The sequence below is a fragment of the Nocardia sp. CC201C genome (assembly GCF_030010695.1).
Lineage (GTDB): Bacteria > Actinomycetota > Actinomycetes > Mycobacteriales > Mycobacteriaceae > Nocardia > Nocardia otitidiscaviarum.
The window spans coordinates 1-15,230 of record NZ_JASCXP010000037.1; the positions used below are offsets into that span (position 1 = coordinate 1).

Consider the following 15,230-nt stretch of genomic DNA (forward strand, 5'->3'; position numbering starts at 1 on the left):
GACCTGCTGGCCGGGCTGCGCGTAAGCCATCGGCTCGCCCTGGTGCTCATCGCGCACGATCTGCCGCTCATCGCTGAACGCACCGACACCGTCACCGTGCTGGACACCGGTCGGGTGGTGGAATCCGGCGATACGGCAAGCGTTTTCGCGGCCCCGGCGCACGAGACCACCCGCGCCCTGCTGGCCCCGGGCGCACTGACTCGAGCGGGCTGACTCGAGCGGGCTGACTCGAGCGGGCTGACACGGCCGCCGGACCGGGTGGCCCGACGTGGGACCGAGGCCGGGGCGGGCGGCTCGACCGCGATCCCCGGGTCGCGCCGCTTCTCAGCTGAACGGGCTGGCGGGCCTGGCCTGCAATTCGCCGTCCACCCAGATGTCCACCTTCTCGTTGTAGAAGCACACCAGCCCGGCAACCTTCTGGCTCTCCGGCAGCGGCGTCGGATACCCCCACACGATGTCCGGATACTCCTTCTCCCCGATCCGCACGCTCCAGTACGAGGCCGTCCCCTTGTACGGGCACTGACTGGTGGTGTCGGACTCGCGCAGCAGATCCATGCGCACATCGGTCATCGGCAGGTAATACCGTGCGGGCAGCCCGGTTTCGAAGAGGATGCGCGGGTTGCGGGAGTCGGCGACGGTGGTGCCGTCGATATCCACGCGGATATGGCGCGAGCTCGCGAGGACGTCCACCCGGCTGTAGGGATCGCGCGGGTGGACGTAGATCGGCTCGTCCTCCTCGAACCAGGCGTCCATGGCGTCGAAGTCCAGCCGCACCAACTCCCGCAGTTCCGGTATGGGGGAGTCCAGGTAGCGCACGGCCGCGCCGAAGGCGGTGGCATTGTCGGCCAGCACGTCGAAGACGGTGCCGTCGCCGAGTTCGGTGGAGCCGCGGGCGTCGCCGGACGGCTCGAGCTTGGCCGTCAGGTCGGCGGCGGGCAGATAGTAGGTGGGGTAGTGGGGGTGTTCCCACACCAGGACTGGATGGCGGGTGTCGGCGACCAGGTGACCTCCGAGATAGCTCCGCACGCGCTTGGCACACGGCTCGACGCGGACCCCGCTCCGATTCGTCTCGCTCATACCTTCCGACGCTACGCCGAATTCGTTTGCGCCCGCCCGACTCCGGCCGTCGGCGCACCTCGGGGACGTCGGATCACCCCGCTCCGCCCTGCCGAGTTCGGGACCGCGAACGGCGGGTCCCCTCGGCGGCCGAGCTCACACCTCGGGTTCTGGTCGCATGACCAGGGCCGATATGGTGTAGCCGCAACATTCGAGCAACAACCCAGAAGGTGGCGGTCAGAGTGACGGTGCCGATCACACAGGAGCGGGAGGGGCTGCGGCCCGGCCTGCGGCGACGTCATATGACGATGATCGCCATCGGCGGCGCGATCGGCGCGGGCCTGTTCGTCGGCTCCGGCTCGGTCATCCAGACCGCCGGACCCGCCGCGGTGCTGTCCTACGCGGCGGCCGGGCTGCTGGTGCTGTGTGTGCTGCGGGCGCTGGGCGAGATGGTGGTGGCCCGCCCGGTGGCCGGATCGCTGGCCGAGTACGCGCGCATGTCCATGGGGCCGTTCGCCGGATTCGTGGTCGGCTGGCTGTATTGGTACCTGTACGTCATCCTGGTCGGCGCGGAGGCTGTGGCCGGTGCCGCCATCCTCGGCGCATGGGTGGACCTGCCGCAGTGGGTGTTGTCCGCCGCGCTGCTGGTGATCATGACCGCCGTCAACCTGGTGTCGGTGAAATCCTTCGGCGAATTCGAATTCTGGTTCGCCTCCATCAAAGTCGTGGCCATCGTGCTGTTTTTGGTGCTGGGCGCGGTGTACCTGTTCGGTCTGTGGCCCGACGCCGACGGCGGCCTGCACAATCTGACCGGGCACGGCGGATTCGTGCCCAATGGCATCGCCGGCGTGTTCTCCGCCATCGTGGTGGTGATGTTCGCCTTCGGCGGCACCGAGATCGTCACCGTGGCGGCGGCCGAATCCAAGGAGCCGGGGAAGGTCGTCGCCCGCGCCACCAACAACGTGCTGTGGCGGGTCGGCCTGTTCTACGTGGCCTCGATCTTCCTCATCGTCTGCATCCTGCCCTGGAACGACGCCGAGGTGCTGAAGAGTCCGTTCGTCAGCGCCCTGGACCACATGGGTGTGCCCGCCGCGGGCACCATCATGCAGGTGGTCATCCTGACCGCCGTGCTGTCGGTGCTCAACTCGGCCATCTACGTCTCGTCCCGCATGCTCTACGTCCTCACCCGTGACGGCGACGCCCCCGCCGGTCTGGTGAAGGTGAACAAGCGCGGCGTCCCCGCCCGCGCGGTGCTGCTCGGCACCGTCGCCGCCTGGGGCGCGGTCATCGCCTCCTATGTCTCCCCGGACCAGGTCTTCACCTTCCTGGTGAACTCCATCGGCGTGGTGCTGGCCTTCGTCTACGTGGCGATCATGTTCTCCCAGTTGGGTCTTCGCGCCCGCCTCCGCCGCGAGGACCCCTCGGCCCTCACCTACCGAATGTGGGGCTACCCCTATCTCAGCTGGCTCGTCATCGCCGCCATCGCCATCGTCTTCATAGCGATGGCCCGCAACCCCGACCAGCGCAACCAACTCCTGGCCTCCACCATCAGCCTCCTGGCGGTAGCCGCCCTCTACCCCCTGCGCGCCAAGTTCGGCAGCAAGCCCCCGACCCGCGAGGTCGAGGTCCTGCACCATTAGTCGTGGCGGCGTATGTCGGGTTCGTCATCGGGATCGTCCGAACCCCGCCCGATCGGTTCGGACTTCCCCGGCCCGCCGAAGTCCTCCTGGATAACCGTTCCCGGCGGTACACCCCCGTATCCCAAGGTCGCGAACGGATGGTTGAACTCCCCGCCACCGATCCCGTACCGCTTGATCTTCCGCCGCCGCAACCACAGCAGCCAGATCGGCGCTAACGCCGCCACCACCGCCATGATCAGCACAACCCACGTTCCGCCATCCATAGCGAACCCCTCTCGCCGCCGGGTGCCCTTTCCGAGATTGTGCGACACCGCGCGCCGGAAGCCCCGCAACCACGCAGACGCTGGGAAGTTGGATGCGTTGGCGGTGGAGTCGGGGGGCGCTGCACGGTCCCAGGTGAGCGTGTTCAGGGTCCGTTCGCCGCGCCGGGCGGCAGATCCGGCGGATGTGGCGTAGCGCGCCGCGCGTAGGTTTCTTCCGGGGTCACGGTGATCACGGCTACCTGGCGCACCAGTGTTTCGGGTACCTGTCCGCCCTCGAAGTGTTCGAGGCCGGGGACTATGACCGCTTCGGCGTCGAGCCGGGTGGCTTGGGCCTTCAGCCGTGCCAGCGGTGGCCGACCGAATTTCGGGTCGTAGACGATCATGTCGGCGAAGTCGTAGCCGAGCCGAGCGGCCAGCTTACGAATCTGCGACTCGTCCCAGAACTGGGCCACGCCAGATACATCGGTCCGCAGATATCCGATCGCGGTTGCGTGGTAGCGCATTTCGGTTCCTCGCTGGGTGTCGTCGGCAGCGTGGTAGATCTCCAGATACACCCCTGGATGCCCGTCTACAGGGTCATCGTCGTAGGCGCTGATCTCCAGTACGCCGCCGGGGAACTCTCCGAGCCTGCTACGCCTGGCCATCCCGCTCCCCTTGGTTCGTCGGTGGTCGGCGACCGGGAGCGGGTCGACCGCACCGCCCCCGAGCGCCCGATCAAACGCTAAGGAGCGGCTGGCACCAGCGTCTACGATCATGCTCAATCGTGCACGTTTCAGGTATTCACTAGTCATAGCCTGCGAGCCAGAGCCAGACTTGATTGGCGTCGTGCATCAACGAGCACGGTTCACAGAGAGGTGAAAGCGATGTCATTGCGTTTTCTGGGCAAAGGCGGAAGCACCAACAACGGATGCCCCGCTTTGCTGGTAGATGACCAGCGCAGGTACGTCATCCAGGCATGGAAGACCGACCGGGCTGACACGGTAGAGCTGCCGCATCTGCTGCTCGGCTTCCTGGAGCCGGACACGTTCATCGGTGGAACCCTGACCGATACCGGTCGAGGTACCTTCATCCTTACCGGCCAACCGATCACAGATCACGAGACGCTAAGCCAACTGGATCTAGCCGACGATGAAACTGCGATCTCGGTTCCCAAGCGAGAGAGGACATTCTACGGTGCGGCTAGTGCCCGATGAGGGGTTTCCGGACCTGCTCCGGACCTGCAAGCGGGAGGCATTCCACCTGGAGGTGCTCGACTCGTACGCCGAGCCGTATGAGCACGAACCGCTCAGGCGGTTCCTGGCACACGAACCCGATGATTACGCCTGGTTCCAGCCCTGGACAGATCTCGTGCAGGAGACGGTCAGCCGGAGCGTTCCGGTGACCAGGGTCCGTATCGTCACCGAGCCGCATACCGACTACACCCGCTTCGCGCTGAGTGTGGCGGAGCTGAACACCCAAGCGGGGGAGGACATCAGGTACTTGCCCAGACACCTTGCGGGTGAAGTGCCACCGGATGACTTCTGGTTGTTCGACGATGAACTAGTGATCTTCTCAGCGTTCGGGCAGTCGGGCGGCTGGTCTGGCGCGGTTACCACTGATCCGCACATCGCCGCTTACTGTCGTCAACTCAAATACCGGTTCTGGTCGCTGGCTACGCCGTATACGGAGTACGTCAACCAGTGACGGAATCTCTTCATCGACAGCGCGAATCTCTCGGGGCACGGCTTCGGGAGATTCGTTTTCATGCTGGGCTCAGTGGTGCGGAACTGGCGCGCCGAAACCGTTGGGATGCCAGTAAGGTTTCCAAACTCGAGTACGGCAAGATCAAGCCGTCACGCGAAGACCTCGAAGCGTACTGCCGACACTGCAATGCTGAAGACCAGTTAGCAGACCTGATAGCCACTCGGCAAAATATCGATTCCGCGTACCTCGAGTGGCGGAAGATCCTGAGCACCGGAACCAGGAGACGCCAACAGGCGTCGATCAAGTGGGAGTCAGAGGCTCGGATACTTCGGTGGTTCGAACCGGTTCTCATCCCCGGACTACTCCAAACCGCGGACTATGCGGCTGGCATCCTGCGAAAGGTGATCGAGTTTCAGCAGATACCCAACGATCTCGATCAGGGCGTGTCCAAGCGCATGGAGCGTCAACAGGTCCTGTACCAGCGAGAACGCCTGTTCCACTTCGTGATTGCCGAACAAGCGCTGTATACGACGGTCGGTGACGATCAGACCATGACGGGGCAGATGGATCGGCTGATAGCCGTCCAGGGGATGCCACGGGTGACATTGGGAATCATTCCGCGCACAGCGCCCTTTGAGACTGCCACGACCGGTTTCGTGATGTTCGATTCGAAAAGGGTGTTGGTCGAAGGGATTACGGCGGAACTGAGTATCACTCAACCTCGAGAGATAAAGATCTACCACCGGACCTTTGATGTCCTGGTAAGCCAGTCGGTCACGGGTGATGCTGCTCGAGCGTTGATCCGTCAGGCGCTCGAAGCGCGATCCAGTGGTCAGAGCTGACGCGAGACAGAACTTCAATGATTGCGTATGCTAACTATATTCCCGCGGTGAGATACCGCACAGGCCCGGTGGCCAGGGCGAACGTCCGAGACCACCGGCCTGTGCCGAGGAGATGCGCCGCTAAGCCGGTCGTGCCAGCGGCCGCGCGGGCGATCCGAACAACTGCGCCAAACCATGCGCCCGCTTGAAGAACAGATGCGCGTCATGCTCCCAGGTGATGGCGATACCGCCGTGCATCTGCACCATCTCCGACACCACCGCATTGAGCGCGTCGGTGCAGTACAGTCGCGCCGCCGCCACATCCACCGCGTCCACGTCACCCGCGGCCAGCGCCGCGATGGCATGGTGCGCGATCGACCGCGCCGACTCCACCTGCACGTACATATCGGCCATCCGATGCTTGAGCGCCTGGAAGCTGCCGATGGGCCGCCCGAACTGCACCCGCGACTTGGTGTAGTCGACGGTCAGGTCCAGGCACTGCTGTGCCGCCCCGACCTGCTCGGCGGCCACCGCCAGCCAGGCGGTCGCTCGCAACCGGTCCATGGCTATGCCGCCGAGCCGCCGCGCCGTGACGCCCTCGAAACCGATGTCGGTCAGCCGCCGCGAGGGGTCCTGGGTCGGCATCGTCTGCCGCGCGACCCCGTCCGCCGCACCGTCCACCTCGAAGAGTCCGTCGGCGGTGAGCACCAGCAGGGTGTCGGCATACGCCCCGTCGAGCACGTAATGCGTGGTGCCCGTGAGCTTTCCGTTCGTGGCCGCGACACCGAACTCGTCCCAGCCGCGCCGCCCGGCCCAGCACAGGGCGAGGGTGCGTGCACCCTCGGCGACCTCCGGCAGCAGCCGCTCGTTCGCCTCGGTGTCACCGGCGAGCAGCAGCGCACGCACTCCCAGCACCGCCGACCCGAGCATGGGCGGCGCGCTCAGCGTGCGGCCCAATTCCTCGACCACGAGCAGGGATTCGACCGGTCCGGCCCCGATGCCGCCGAACTCCTCCGGAATCGCCAGCGCCGCCACTCCGACCTGTTCGCACAGCAGCGACCACAGCTGCTCGTCGTATCCGCGCGGGCCATCGAGCCCGCGCCGCACGGCGGCGCTGTCCCCGTGTTTGGCCAACACCGCGCGCACGGTGCTCGCGAGTTCCTGCTGCTCCGCACTCAGACCCATGTGGTACCACTTTCAGTTCGAGCGGCGTGTGGCCGCGTGGGGTGCGGCCGCCGCCCCCGCGTGCAAGCGCCCACGCTGTGACCGTTCCGGTGTACGGGAGCAGCCGCGTGGCTACGGGGCACAGTGGTCTCCGGGCGAGAACCGCGCCCGCCGTGCCGATGTCGGCGTGGACGGGATGCTGTGCCCCGCCACTGGGCGGCGCTGGGGTGTCGCACGGTGCTGGGGCGTCGCGCTGTACCGCGCGTGTTCGGCGGCCTCACGCCGCCGACCCTTCCGAGCGCAGCGCCTCGGCGATCCGGGTCCGATGGAAATCCGCTGTGCCCCACGCCGAGCGCAGTGCGGTCACCTTCGTGATCCACAGCGACAGATCGCATTCGGCGGTGTACCCGATGGCCCCGTGCACCTGGAGCGCGGTGCGCGCGGCCCGGTACGCGGCCTCCCCAGCGGCCAGTTTGGCCGCGGAGATGTCGCGCGCCGCGGTCGCGGCCCCGTCCTGCGCCGAGAGCGCCGCCCGGTAGAGCAGCGGCTGCGCCATATCCAGGCCGATGAGCACATCCGCCAGGTGATGCTTGATGGCCTGGTACTGGCCGATCGGCTTGCCGAACTGGTGGCGTTGCTTCACGTACTCCACGCTGATGTCCAGCAGCGCCCGCCCGGCACCCAGCAGTTGGGCGGCGGTGGCGAGAGCGCCCGCGCCGAAGGCGGCGTCGATGGCGGCGCGCACACCCTCACCCTCGGCGAGCACGGTCTCTTCGATGACGGGGAACAGCCGTCGCGCCGCGTCCACCGACCGGATGTGCTCCTGCGGCGTGGCCAGCGACACCCGGTCACCGGTCGCCACCAGCACCACATCGGCGGTATCGGCATCCAGGGCGAGCGGTTCCGCGGCGGTGCCCGGCGCGGGCAGGGCGATGGTGCCCAGTACGGCTCCCTCGGCGAAGCCGCCGAGCCAGCCTCCGGTCTGTTCGGTGCTCGGAAGTGCTTGCAGCAGTGCGGGAAGCACCGCGGCCGTCTCCACCAGCGGTCCGGGCACGGCGGCCCGGCCGATCTCGGTGCACGCCACCACCAGTTCCACCGGACCGGCCCCGAAGCCGCCGTTGTCCTCGGTGACGGTGAGCCCGAGCGCACCGGCCTCGGCCAGTTGCCGGATGAGCGCCTTCCCGGCGGCCGGATCCCCGGCCGCCCAGCCGCGCACCGTATTCGGCGTCTTGGCGGCCTCGCACATCTTGCGCAGGCTGGCCGCGAAGTCGAGTTGTTCTGCTGTCAGAGCGAATCGCATGTCGTTCTCCGGTCGACTATCGCGGCAGGCCGAGCAGGCGTTCGGCGATGATGTTGCGCTGAATCTCATTGGTGCCCGCGTAGATCGGGCCGGCCAGCGAGAAGAGGTAGCCGTCGGTCCACGCCGACTCCTGTTCGGCGGCGGCACCGTGCAGCTCCAGCGCGGTTTCGTGCATGGCGATATCGAGGTCGGACCAGAACACCTTGTTCACCGAGGATTCCGCGCCCAGCTGGCCGCCCTCGGCGAGCCGGGTGACGGTGGCCCAGGTGTTGAGCCGGTACGCCTCCGCGCCGACCCAGGCGTCCACCACCCGATCGCGGGCAGCGGTGTCGGAGCCGTCGGCGACGGTGCGCCACAGGTCGATGAGCTTGGCCGCGGTGGCGGTGAACCGTCCCGGGCTGCGCAGCGAGAGTCCGCGCTCATTGCTGGAGGTGGCCATGGCGACCTTCCAGCCGTTGTTCGGTTCCCCGATCACGTCCCGATCGGGCACGAACACATTGTCCAGGAAGATCTCCGCGAAGCCCGGCTCACCGTCCAACTGCGGAATCGGTCGCACGGTGACGCCCTCGGCGGTGAGCGGGAACATCAGATAGGTCAGCCCGCGATGCCGCTGCGCCTCCGGGTCGCTGCGGAACAGTCCGAAGCCCCAATCAGCGTAGGACGCACGGGAACTCCAGGTCTTCTGGCCATTGAGCAGCCAGCCACCCTCGGTACGCTTGGCGGTGGACCGGATCCCGGCGAGGTCGCTGCCCGCCTCGGGTTCCGACCACGCCTGCGCCCAGATGTCCTCGGCGCGAGCCATTCTCGGCAGAATGCGAGCCAACTGCTCGGGCGAGCCGTGTTCGAACAGCGTCGGCGCGAGCAGGAAGATGCCGTTCTGGCTCACCCGCCCGGGCGCTCCGGCCGCGTAGTACTCCTCCTCGAAGATCACCCATTCGGTGAGCGAGGCGTCCCGGCCGCCGTACTCGGCGGGCCAGGCCACACACGACAACCGGGCGTCGGCGAGCGTGGCCTCCCATGCCCGATGCGCCTCGAAACCGGCCGCGGTGTCCATGGACGGCAGCGGAGCGGCCGGTACGTGGGCGGCCAGGAACTCCCGCACCTCGCGCCGGAATTCCTCGGTCCTGGCATCGAACTCGAGATCCATCTACTTCACCCCGTTCCGGTCGGCGGCCGCCTTCATGGATCTGGCGTTCATGCCGCCGAGTGAATCCGCGCCGACCTCGGCATTGTGCGCGTGCGCGAAATGGTGCAGTCCGAAGACCGAATCCATGCCGGCGCGCATGCCCATCAGGTCCTCGCACTGGTTGACGGCCTTCTTGGTGAGCGCCAGCCCGAACTGCGGCATCTCCGCGATCCGCTCGGCCAGCGCCAGGGTGTGGCCCTCCAGCTCCGCGCGCGGGACCACGCGATTCACCATTCCCCACTCGTATGCCTTTGCGGCACTGAAGCGTTCACCGGTGAACAGGATCTCCTTGGCGCGGCGCGGACCCAGCACCCACGGATGCGCGAAGTACTCGACGCCCGGAATGCCCATGCGCACCACCGGATCGGAGAAGAACGCGTCCTCCGACGCCACGATCATGTCGCAGGACCAGGCCAGCATGAGCGCGCCCGCGATGCACGCGCCCTGCACCATGGCGATGGTGGGCTTGGGGATCTCCCGCCAGCGGCGGCACATGCCCAGGTACACCTCGGATTCGCGGGCGAAGCGCTGGTCGCCGCCCCGGCGGTCGACGTGGTCCCACCACAGCGCGGCCTTGTTCTCGTAGGTGACGTGGTGATCGCGTCCCGGCGTGCCGATATCGTGTCCGGCACTGAAATGCTTTCCGGCGCCGGCCAGGACGATCACCTTGACCTCGGGATCCTCGACCGCCCGGGTGAAGGCGGCGTCGAGGGCGTAGGTCATGACCGAGTTCTGCGCATTGCGGTAGTCGGGTCGGTTGAGGGTGACGATCGCGATCGGTCCGCGCGTCTCGTAGCGCACCACCTCGCCCTCGTCGGGGATCGGCCCTGGTTCCTGGCTCACGCTCTCTCCTCGTTCTCCGCACGGCCGGTGTCGTCGCGCAGCTGCCGCTTGAGCACCTTCCCGGCGGCGCTGTAGGGCAGCTGATCACGGAATTCGACGTAGCGCGGCACCTTGAAATTGGCCAGCAGCGTCTTGGCGTGCGCCACCACGTCGTCGGCGGTGAGGCCCGATCCGGCCTTGCGCACCACGAACGCCTTGCCGACCTCGCCCATCCGTTCGTCCGGCACCCCGATGACCGCGGTCTCGGCGACGCCATCGAGCCGGGCCAGGGCCTGTTCGACTTCGGCGGGGTACACATTGAACCCGCCGCAGATGTACATGTCCTTGAGCCGGTCGGTGATCTTCAGGTAGCCGCGTCCGTCCAGGGTGCCGACGTCGCCGGTGTGCAGCCAGCCGTCACAGTCGATGGTGTCGGCGGTGGCCACCGGATCGTCGAGATAGCCCAGCATCACCTGGGATCCGCGGATGAGCACCTCGCCGTTGTCGGCGAGTGCGACCTCGAAGTCGCCGATGGCGCGACCGCAGGTGTTGGCGATGGTCTCGGCGTCGTCCTCCGGACGGCACATGGTGCCGAAGCCGCCGGACTCCGAGAGCCCGTAGGCGGTGAGCACCACATCGAATTCCAGTTCGGTGCGCATTCTTTCGATGAGTACGACCGGCACGGTGGCCGCGCCGGTGACCGCCACCCGCAGGCTGCTCAGATTGGCGTCGCGGCGCGCGGGATGCTCCAGGATGGTCTGGTAGATGGTGGGCGGCCCGGTCAGCACCGTGATGCGGTGGTCCTGCACCAGCCGCATGGTCTCGGGCACGTCGAAGGTGGCCTGCGGCACGATGGTCGCACCGGTCACCAGACACGCGAGAATGCCTGCCTTGTAACCGAAGTTGTGGAAGAACGGCGGCACCACCAGGTAGCGGTCGGTGCTGTTCAGGGTGGCGCATTCGGACCAGGCCCGCGCGCCCGCGAGCGCCTGGCGGTGCGCGATGAGCGTGCCCTTGCTGCGCCCGGTGGTGCCGGAGGTGAACAGGATGTCCGAAAGATCGTCCGGAGAAACGGATTCCGCACGGGCGATGGCGTCCGCGGCGCTTACCTGTTCGGCCAGCGCGGCCAGGTCACCCCAGGTCAGCGTGTCGTCACCGGTGCGGGCGGCGGCAGCGCCCACGGCGGACGCGCCGACGCCGCCCGTGCCGATCGCTGCGGCATCATCCGCGGCAGCCGCCCCAACGTCATCGGTGTCGCCCGGGCCGGTGTCGCCCGGTATCACGATGGTTGTCCCGATCTTCAGATCCGGTGCGGCTGCGCGCAATTCGGCCAGTCGGTCGCGGCCCAGGAACGGCCCGGCGACGAACAGCGCCTTGGCGTCCACCCGCGCCAGCACATCCGCGGCCTCCTCGGCGACGTAGCGGGTATTGAGCGGGACGATGACCGCGCCCACGTAGTGGGTGGCCAGTACGGCCGTCACCCAGTGGTGCGTATTGGGAGCCCAGATGCCGATCCGGTCGCCGCTGCCGATCCCGCGCGCCAGCAGCGCCCGGGCCGTCTCACGCACCGAGTCGAGCAGTTCCGCCCAGCTCAGTCGTACGGCACCGGCGACGACGGCGGGGGCATCGCCGTAGGCGCGCGCCGCGTCGTGCAGAGCCAGCGGAGTGGTCTGCGGAGGTGGTGTCATCGGAATTCCTGCCGTCCGGGAATGGGTCTAACAAAGCAAGTGCTTGGTAGGTTACTCTACCGACGTGAGCATGATCCAGACCCCCGAACCGGCCAGTGGGATGGAGGCGGGACGCGACGCCGAATTCCGCGCCGAAGTGCGTGAATGGCTGGCCGAGAGCCTCACCGGGCAGTTCCGCGAACTGCGCGGTCTGGGCGGTCCCGGCCGCGAACACGAAGCCTTCGACGAACGCCTCGAATGGGATCGTGCTCTGGCCGCCGCCGGGCTGACCTGCCTGGGCTGGCCGGTGGAGTGGGGCGGTCGCGACGCCACCCTGCGGCAGCAGATCATCTTCCACGAGGAGTACGCCAAGGCGGACGCGCCCAGCCGGGTCTCGCATCTGGGCGAGGAGCTGCTCGGTCCCACCCTCATCGCCTTCGGCACCGAGGAGCAGAAGCGGCGCTTCCTGCCGGGCATCCGCGGTGTCACCGAACTGTGGTGCCAGGGCTATTCCGAGCCCGGCGCGGGATCGGATCTGGCGGCCGTGGCCACCGCCGCCCACCTGGACGGCGACGAGTGGTCGATCACCGGGCAGAAGATCTGGACCTCGCTGGCGCACCTGTCCGACTGGTGCTTCGTGGTGGCGCGCACCGAGAAGGGATCGCAGCGGCATCGAGGGCTGTCCTACCTGCTGGTGCCCATGAAGCAGCCCGGTATCGAGGTGCGGCCCATCGTCCAGCTCACCGGGACCGCCGAATTCAACGAGGTCTTCTTCGACAATGCCCGCACCGCCGCCGATCTGGTGGTCGGTCAGCCCGGCGACGGCTGGCGGGTGGCCATGGGCACGCTCACCTTCGAGCGCGGCATTTCCACCGTGGGGCAGTCGATTCGATACGCCCGCGAACTCGCCGACCTGGAGGCGGTGGCGCGGGAGAACGGGGCGATCGACAATCCGGTGATCGCCGACCGGCTGGACCGGGCCTGGGTGGGGCTGCGGGTGCTGCGTGCCCACGTGCTGCGCACCCTCGACGACGGCCACGGCTCGGCCACCGTCGACGCCCGCACCGCCGCCGGGCACGCGTCGGTCACCAAACTGCTGTGGGCGAATTGGCATCGCGGCCTGGGGGAGCTGGCCATGGATGTGCTCGGCGCGCCCGGCCTCATTGCCGACGCGCCGGGTGACGACCTCAATGCCTGGCAGCGGCTGTTCCTGTTCAGCCGCGCCGACACCATCTACGGGGGATCGAACGAAGTGCAGCGCAACATCATCTCCGAGCGGGTGCTCGGACTTCCGCGAGAGGCTCGGCCGTGACCGATTTGTCCATTGCTCCCGAACCGACCCCCGGCCACGGCCTGCTGGCCGGCAAGATCGCCGTGGTGACCGCCGCCGCGGGCACCGGCATCGGCTCCGCCACCGCCCGTCGGCTGCTGTCCGAGGGCGCGGACGTGGTCGTCTCGGATTGGCACGAACGTCGGCTGAAGGAGATCGAGGCGGCGCTGCGGGCCGAATTCCCGGATCGCCGGGTGGCCTCTTCGGCCTGCGACGTGAGTAGCACCGAACAGGTGGACGCGCTGTTCACCGGGGCCGTGGCCGCGCTGGGGCGGATCGACATCGTGGTCAACAATGCCGGGCTCGGCGGTGAGACGCCCGTGGTCGACATGACCGACGAGCAGTGGGACCGGGTCGTCGACATCACCCTGAACGGCACCTTCCGCGCCACCCGGGCCGCGCTGCGGTACTTCCGCGAGGCGGCCCACGGCGGCGTGATCGTCAACAATGCCAGCGTGCTGGGCTGGCGCGCCCAGCACGGCCAAGCGCACTACGCCGCCGCCAAGGCCGGGGTGATGGCGCTGACCCGCTGCTCCGCCGTCGAGGCGGCCGAATACGGGGTGCGGATCAACGCCGTGGCGCCGAGCATCGCGCGGCACGCCTTCCTGGACAAGGTCACCTCGGCCGATCTGCTCGATCACCTCACCTCGCAGGAGGCTTTCGGCCGCGCCGCCGAGCCGTGGGAGGTAGCGGCGACCATCGCCATGCTCGCCAGTGACTACACCACCTATCTGACCGGTGAAGTCATTTCGATCAGCAGTCAGCGCGCCTGATTTCATTCGCCTTCTGTCGGATCGCTGATTTATCCACAGGAAAGAAAATGGCTGGCGCGCCCATGCGCTCGGTGTGCAATCCTGGTTTAGGCCGATGCCACACGTCGAAGGGCGCGACCCATGGGTCGGGATCAGCGACAACAAGCCCAGGAAGAACTGGAACTCGAGCTGGTGCGCGAGGTGGTACTCGCGCGCCGCCGTATCGACAATGCCGTACTCGCCGCTCTCACGCTGGGAGCGGAATTACTGGACCACGATTCCGAGCGCGCCACCGCCATGCGCGCGGCGCGGATTCTCGAACAGCACGCGGTGGCGGAGGAAGACGTCACCCGCGATCCGCGTGGCGCGCTCCGCCACGACCTCGCCCGTGATCGCGAACGGGCGCGGCGAATCGGCCTGTCCCGCGACTCCTTCGGCGACAGCGAGGAGGCGCGCCGCCGCCACAAACGCACCGCCCTGCTGTGCGAGGTCCGGGCGGATCTGCTGGAGGTGGTTCGGCGCTGCCGTCAATTCCATTACGACAATGTGGCTTTCGCCGACGGCATCGCCGAGGGGCTGTGCGCCGCCACCGACAAGCTGGTGGTGGGCGCGGATATGGAGACCTACCGCGCCTGGCAGCGCGGCATGGTGCTCAAGCTCAGTGAGGAACGCGGTGACGGCGGTGTCCCCCGGGTCATGGCCACCGTGGACGCGGGCCCGGGCCGCGATCCGCTCACGGTCGAATGGGACAGCCCCGAACGTCGTCTCGCCCTGGTGGCCCGCATGGCCCGGGCCGGAATCTCGCCCATAGTGATCTGTGACCGCCTGCTGGCCGACCTATCCGTCGCCTCGCCGCTGCGCTACTCGGTGCGCTGACTCGACCAAGCAAATGCTTGGTTGTATATTGGCGAGGTGACCCCACCACCTGACCCCTCCAAATCAGCACGTCGCAGCGAGCTGCTGGGCCTGGCCGCCGATCTCTTCGCCGAGCGGGGCCTGCGCGCCACCACGGTCCGCGATATCGCCGACGCGGCGGGGATTCTATCGGGGAGTCTCTACCACCACTTCGATTCCAAGGAAGCGATGGTGGACGAAATCCTGCGCGGCTTCCTCGACGACCTCTTCGGCCGCTACCGGGAGATCGTCGACGCGGGCCTGCCCACCCGCGACACCCTGGAAGCCCTGGTGATCGCGTCGTACGAATCGTTCGACCGATCGCACGCCGCGGTGGCCATCTATCAGGCCGAGGCCAAACGCCTCAGCGGGACACCGCGTTTCGGCTACATCGAGGAATACAACAAAGAGTTCCGGGAGCTGTGGCACCGGGTGCTGACCAATGGCGTCGCCGACGGCAGCTTCCGGCCGGAACTGGATATCGAACTGGCCTACCGGTTCCTGCGCGACACCGTCTGGGTGTCGGTGCGCTGGTACCGCCCCGGCGGCCGCATCACGGTCGACAGCCTGGCCAAGCAGTATCTGACCATCGTGCTCGACGGGCTGACCAATCCCGAACAGCCCAGCAAGTAGGAGTTCTTCATGTCTGCAC

At 67.6% G+C, this 15,230-nt stretch carries 16 protein-coding genes and 1 pseudogene; 9 read left to right on the forward strand and 8 right to left on the reverse strand.

The features are described from left to right. Nucleotides 1-213: pseudogene (locus tag QK444_RS06625) on the forward strand (ABC transporter ATP-binding protein); the annotation flags it as partial. Nucleotides 214-324: 111 nt separating this feature from the next. On the opposite strand, the gene QK444_RS06630 reads toward QK444_RS06625, so the two are convergent. Beyond that, nucleotides 325-1,077 (reverse strand): DUF427 domain-containing protein, encoded by a 753-nt coding sequence (locus QK444_RS06630; RefSeq protein WP_282778105.1) that lies wholly within the window; start codon nucleotides 1,075-1,077, stop codon nucleotides 325-327. A gap of 221 nt (nucleotides 1,078-1,298) precedes the next feature. Between QK444_RS06630 and QK444_RS06635 the strand changes: the two genes are divergently transcribed. After that, on the forward strand, nucleotides 1,299-2,696 hold the full coding sequence (locus QK444_RS06635) for an amino acid permease (RefSeq protein ID WP_282778107.1): 1,398 nt from the start codon (nucleotides 1,299-1,301) through the stop codon (nucleotides 2,694-2,696). On the opposite strand, the gene QK444_RS06640 is transcribed toward QK444_RS06635, so the two are convergent. Together QK444_RS06640 and QK444_RS06645 are read right to left on the reverse strand one after the other, a co-directional pair. Further along, nucleotides 2,693-2,959 carry a hypothetical protein gene (locus tag QK444_RS06640; protein ID WP_282778108.1) on the reverse strand — a complete coding sequence of 89 codons (267 nt, stop codon included), beginning with the start codon at nucleotides 2,957-2,959 and terminating at the stop codon, nucleotides 2,693-2,695. The two genes, QK444_RS06635 and QK444_RS06640, sit on opposite strands and share 4 nt — an antisense overlap. A gap of 143 nt (nucleotides 2,960-3,102) precedes the next feature. Continuing rightward, entirely contained in the window at nucleotides 3,103-3,603 is a 501-nt protein-coding gene (locus QK444_RS06645) for a hypothetical protein (RefSeq protein WP_282778110.1), read from the reverse strand. A 219-nt stretch (nucleotides 3,604-3,822) separates the two neighbouring features. On the opposite strand from QK444_RS06645, the gene QK444_RS06650 reads away from it, so the two are divergent. Genes QK444_RS06650 through QK444_RS06660 form a run of 3 tightly spaced genes read left to right on the forward strand, consistent with a single transcriptional unit; the run spans nucleotide 3,823 to nucleotide 5,484 of the window. Beyond that, entirely contained in the window at nucleotides 3,823-4,152 is a 330-nt protein-coding gene (locus tag QK444_RS06650; protein WP_282778111.1) for a hypothetical protein, read from the forward strand. Further along, nucleotides 4,142-4,642 carry a DUF6879 family protein gene (locus tag QK444_RS06655; RefSeq protein ID WP_282778112.1) on the forward strand — a complete coding sequence of 167 codons (501 nt, stop codon included), beginning with the start codon at nucleotides 4,142-4,144 and terminating at the stop codon, nucleotides 4,640-4,642. Before QK444_RS06650 ends, QK444_RS06655 begins: the two co-directional genes overlap by 11 nt. Continuing rightward, nucleotides 4,639-5,484 (forward strand): helix-turn-helix transcriptional regulator, encoded by an 846-nt coding sequence (locus QK444_RS06660; protein ID WP_282778114.1) that lies wholly within the window; start codon nucleotides 4,639-4,641, stop codon nucleotides 5,482-5,484. Before QK444_RS06655 ends, QK444_RS06660 begins: the two co-directional genes overlap by 4 nt. A 120-nt stretch (nucleotides 5,485-5,604) precedes the next feature. Here the strand turns inward: QK444_RS06660 and QK444_RS06665 are convergent, their stop codons facing one another. The 5 genes from QK444_RS06665 to QK444_RS06685 all read right to left on the reverse strand — a co-directional run bounded on the left by QK444_RS06665 (nucleotide 5,605) and on the right by QK444_RS06685 (nucleotide 11,623). Further along, nucleotides 5,605-6,648: an acyl-CoA dehydrogenase family protein gene (locus QK444_RS06665; RefSeq protein ID WP_282778116.1), complete on the reverse strand. Its 1,044-nt coding sequence runs from the start codon at nucleotides 6,646-6,648 to the stop codon at nucleotides 5,605-5,607. Nucleotides 6,649-6,904: 256 nt separating this feature from the next. Further along, nucleotides 6,905-7,927 (reverse strand): acyl-CoA dehydrogenase family protein, encoded by a 1,023-nt coding sequence (locus tag QK444_RS06670; RefSeq protein ID WP_282778119.1) that lies wholly within the window; start codon nucleotides 7,925-7,927, stop codon nucleotides 6,905-6,907. 16 nt (nucleotides 7,928-7,943) lie between these two features. Continuing rightward, nucleotides 7,944-9,074 carry an acyl-CoA dehydrogenase family protein gene (locus QK444_RS06675; protein ID WP_282778121.1) on the reverse strand — a complete coding sequence of 377 codons (1,131 nt, stop codon included), beginning with the start codon at nucleotides 9,072-9,074 and terminating at the stop codon, nucleotides 7,944-7,946. Further along, nucleotides 9,075-9,956, reverse strand: coding sequence for an enoyl-CoA hydratase (locus tag QK444_RS06680; protein WP_282778122.1), 882 nt, complete (start codon nucleotides 9,954-9,956; stop codon nucleotides 9,075-9,077). It abuts the gene before it with no gap. Continuing rightward, the gene (locus tag QK444_RS06685) at nucleotides 9,953-11,623 is read right to left on the reverse strand and encodes a FadD3 family acyl-CoA ligase (protein WP_282778124.1); all 1,671 of its coding nucleotides are present in this window, start codon (nucleotides 11,621-11,623) and stop codon (nucleotides 9,953-9,955) included. Before QK444_RS06685 ends, QK444_RS06680 begins: the two co-directional genes overlap by 4 nt. Nucleotides 11,624-11,693: 70 nt before the next feature. Here QK444_RS06685 and QK444_RS06690 point away from each other — a divergent pair, with 70 nt between their 5' ends. The 4 genes from QK444_RS06690 (at nucleotide 11,694) to QK444_RS06705 (ending at nucleotide 15,211) form a co-directional block, all read left to right on the forward strand. Beyond that, the gene (locus QK444_RS06690; RefSeq protein ID WP_282778148.1) at nucleotides 11,694-12,914 is read left to right on the forward strand and encodes an acyl-CoA dehydrogenase family protein; all 1,221 of its coding nucleotides are present in this window, start codon (nucleotides 11,694-11,696) and stop codon (nucleotides 12,912-12,914) included. Continuing rightward, nucleotides 12,911-13,705 (forward strand): SDR family oxidoreductase, encoded by a 795-nt coding sequence (locus QK444_RS06695; protein WP_282778126.1) that lies wholly within the window; start codon nucleotides 12,911-12,913, stop codon nucleotides 13,703-13,705. The genes QK444_RS06690 and QK444_RS06695 overlap by 4 nt, the downstream gene beginning before the upstream one ends. A 120-nt stretch (nucleotides 13,706-13,825) precedes the next feature. Next, nucleotides 13,826-14,560, forward strand: a complete 735-nt coding sequence (locus tag QK444_RS06700; protein ID WP_282778128.1) for a hypothetical protein — start codon at nucleotides 13,826-13,828, stop codon at nucleotides 14,558-14,560. Between the two features lie 36 nt (nucleotides 14,561-14,596). Beyond that, nucleotides 14,597-15,211 (forward strand): TetR/AcrR family transcriptional regulator, encoded by a 615-nt coding sequence (locus QK444_RS06705; RefSeq protein ID WP_029925372.1) that lies wholly within the window; start codon nucleotides 14,597-14,599, stop codon nucleotides 15,209-15,211. Nucleotides 15,212-15,230 lie beyond the last annotated feature (19 nt).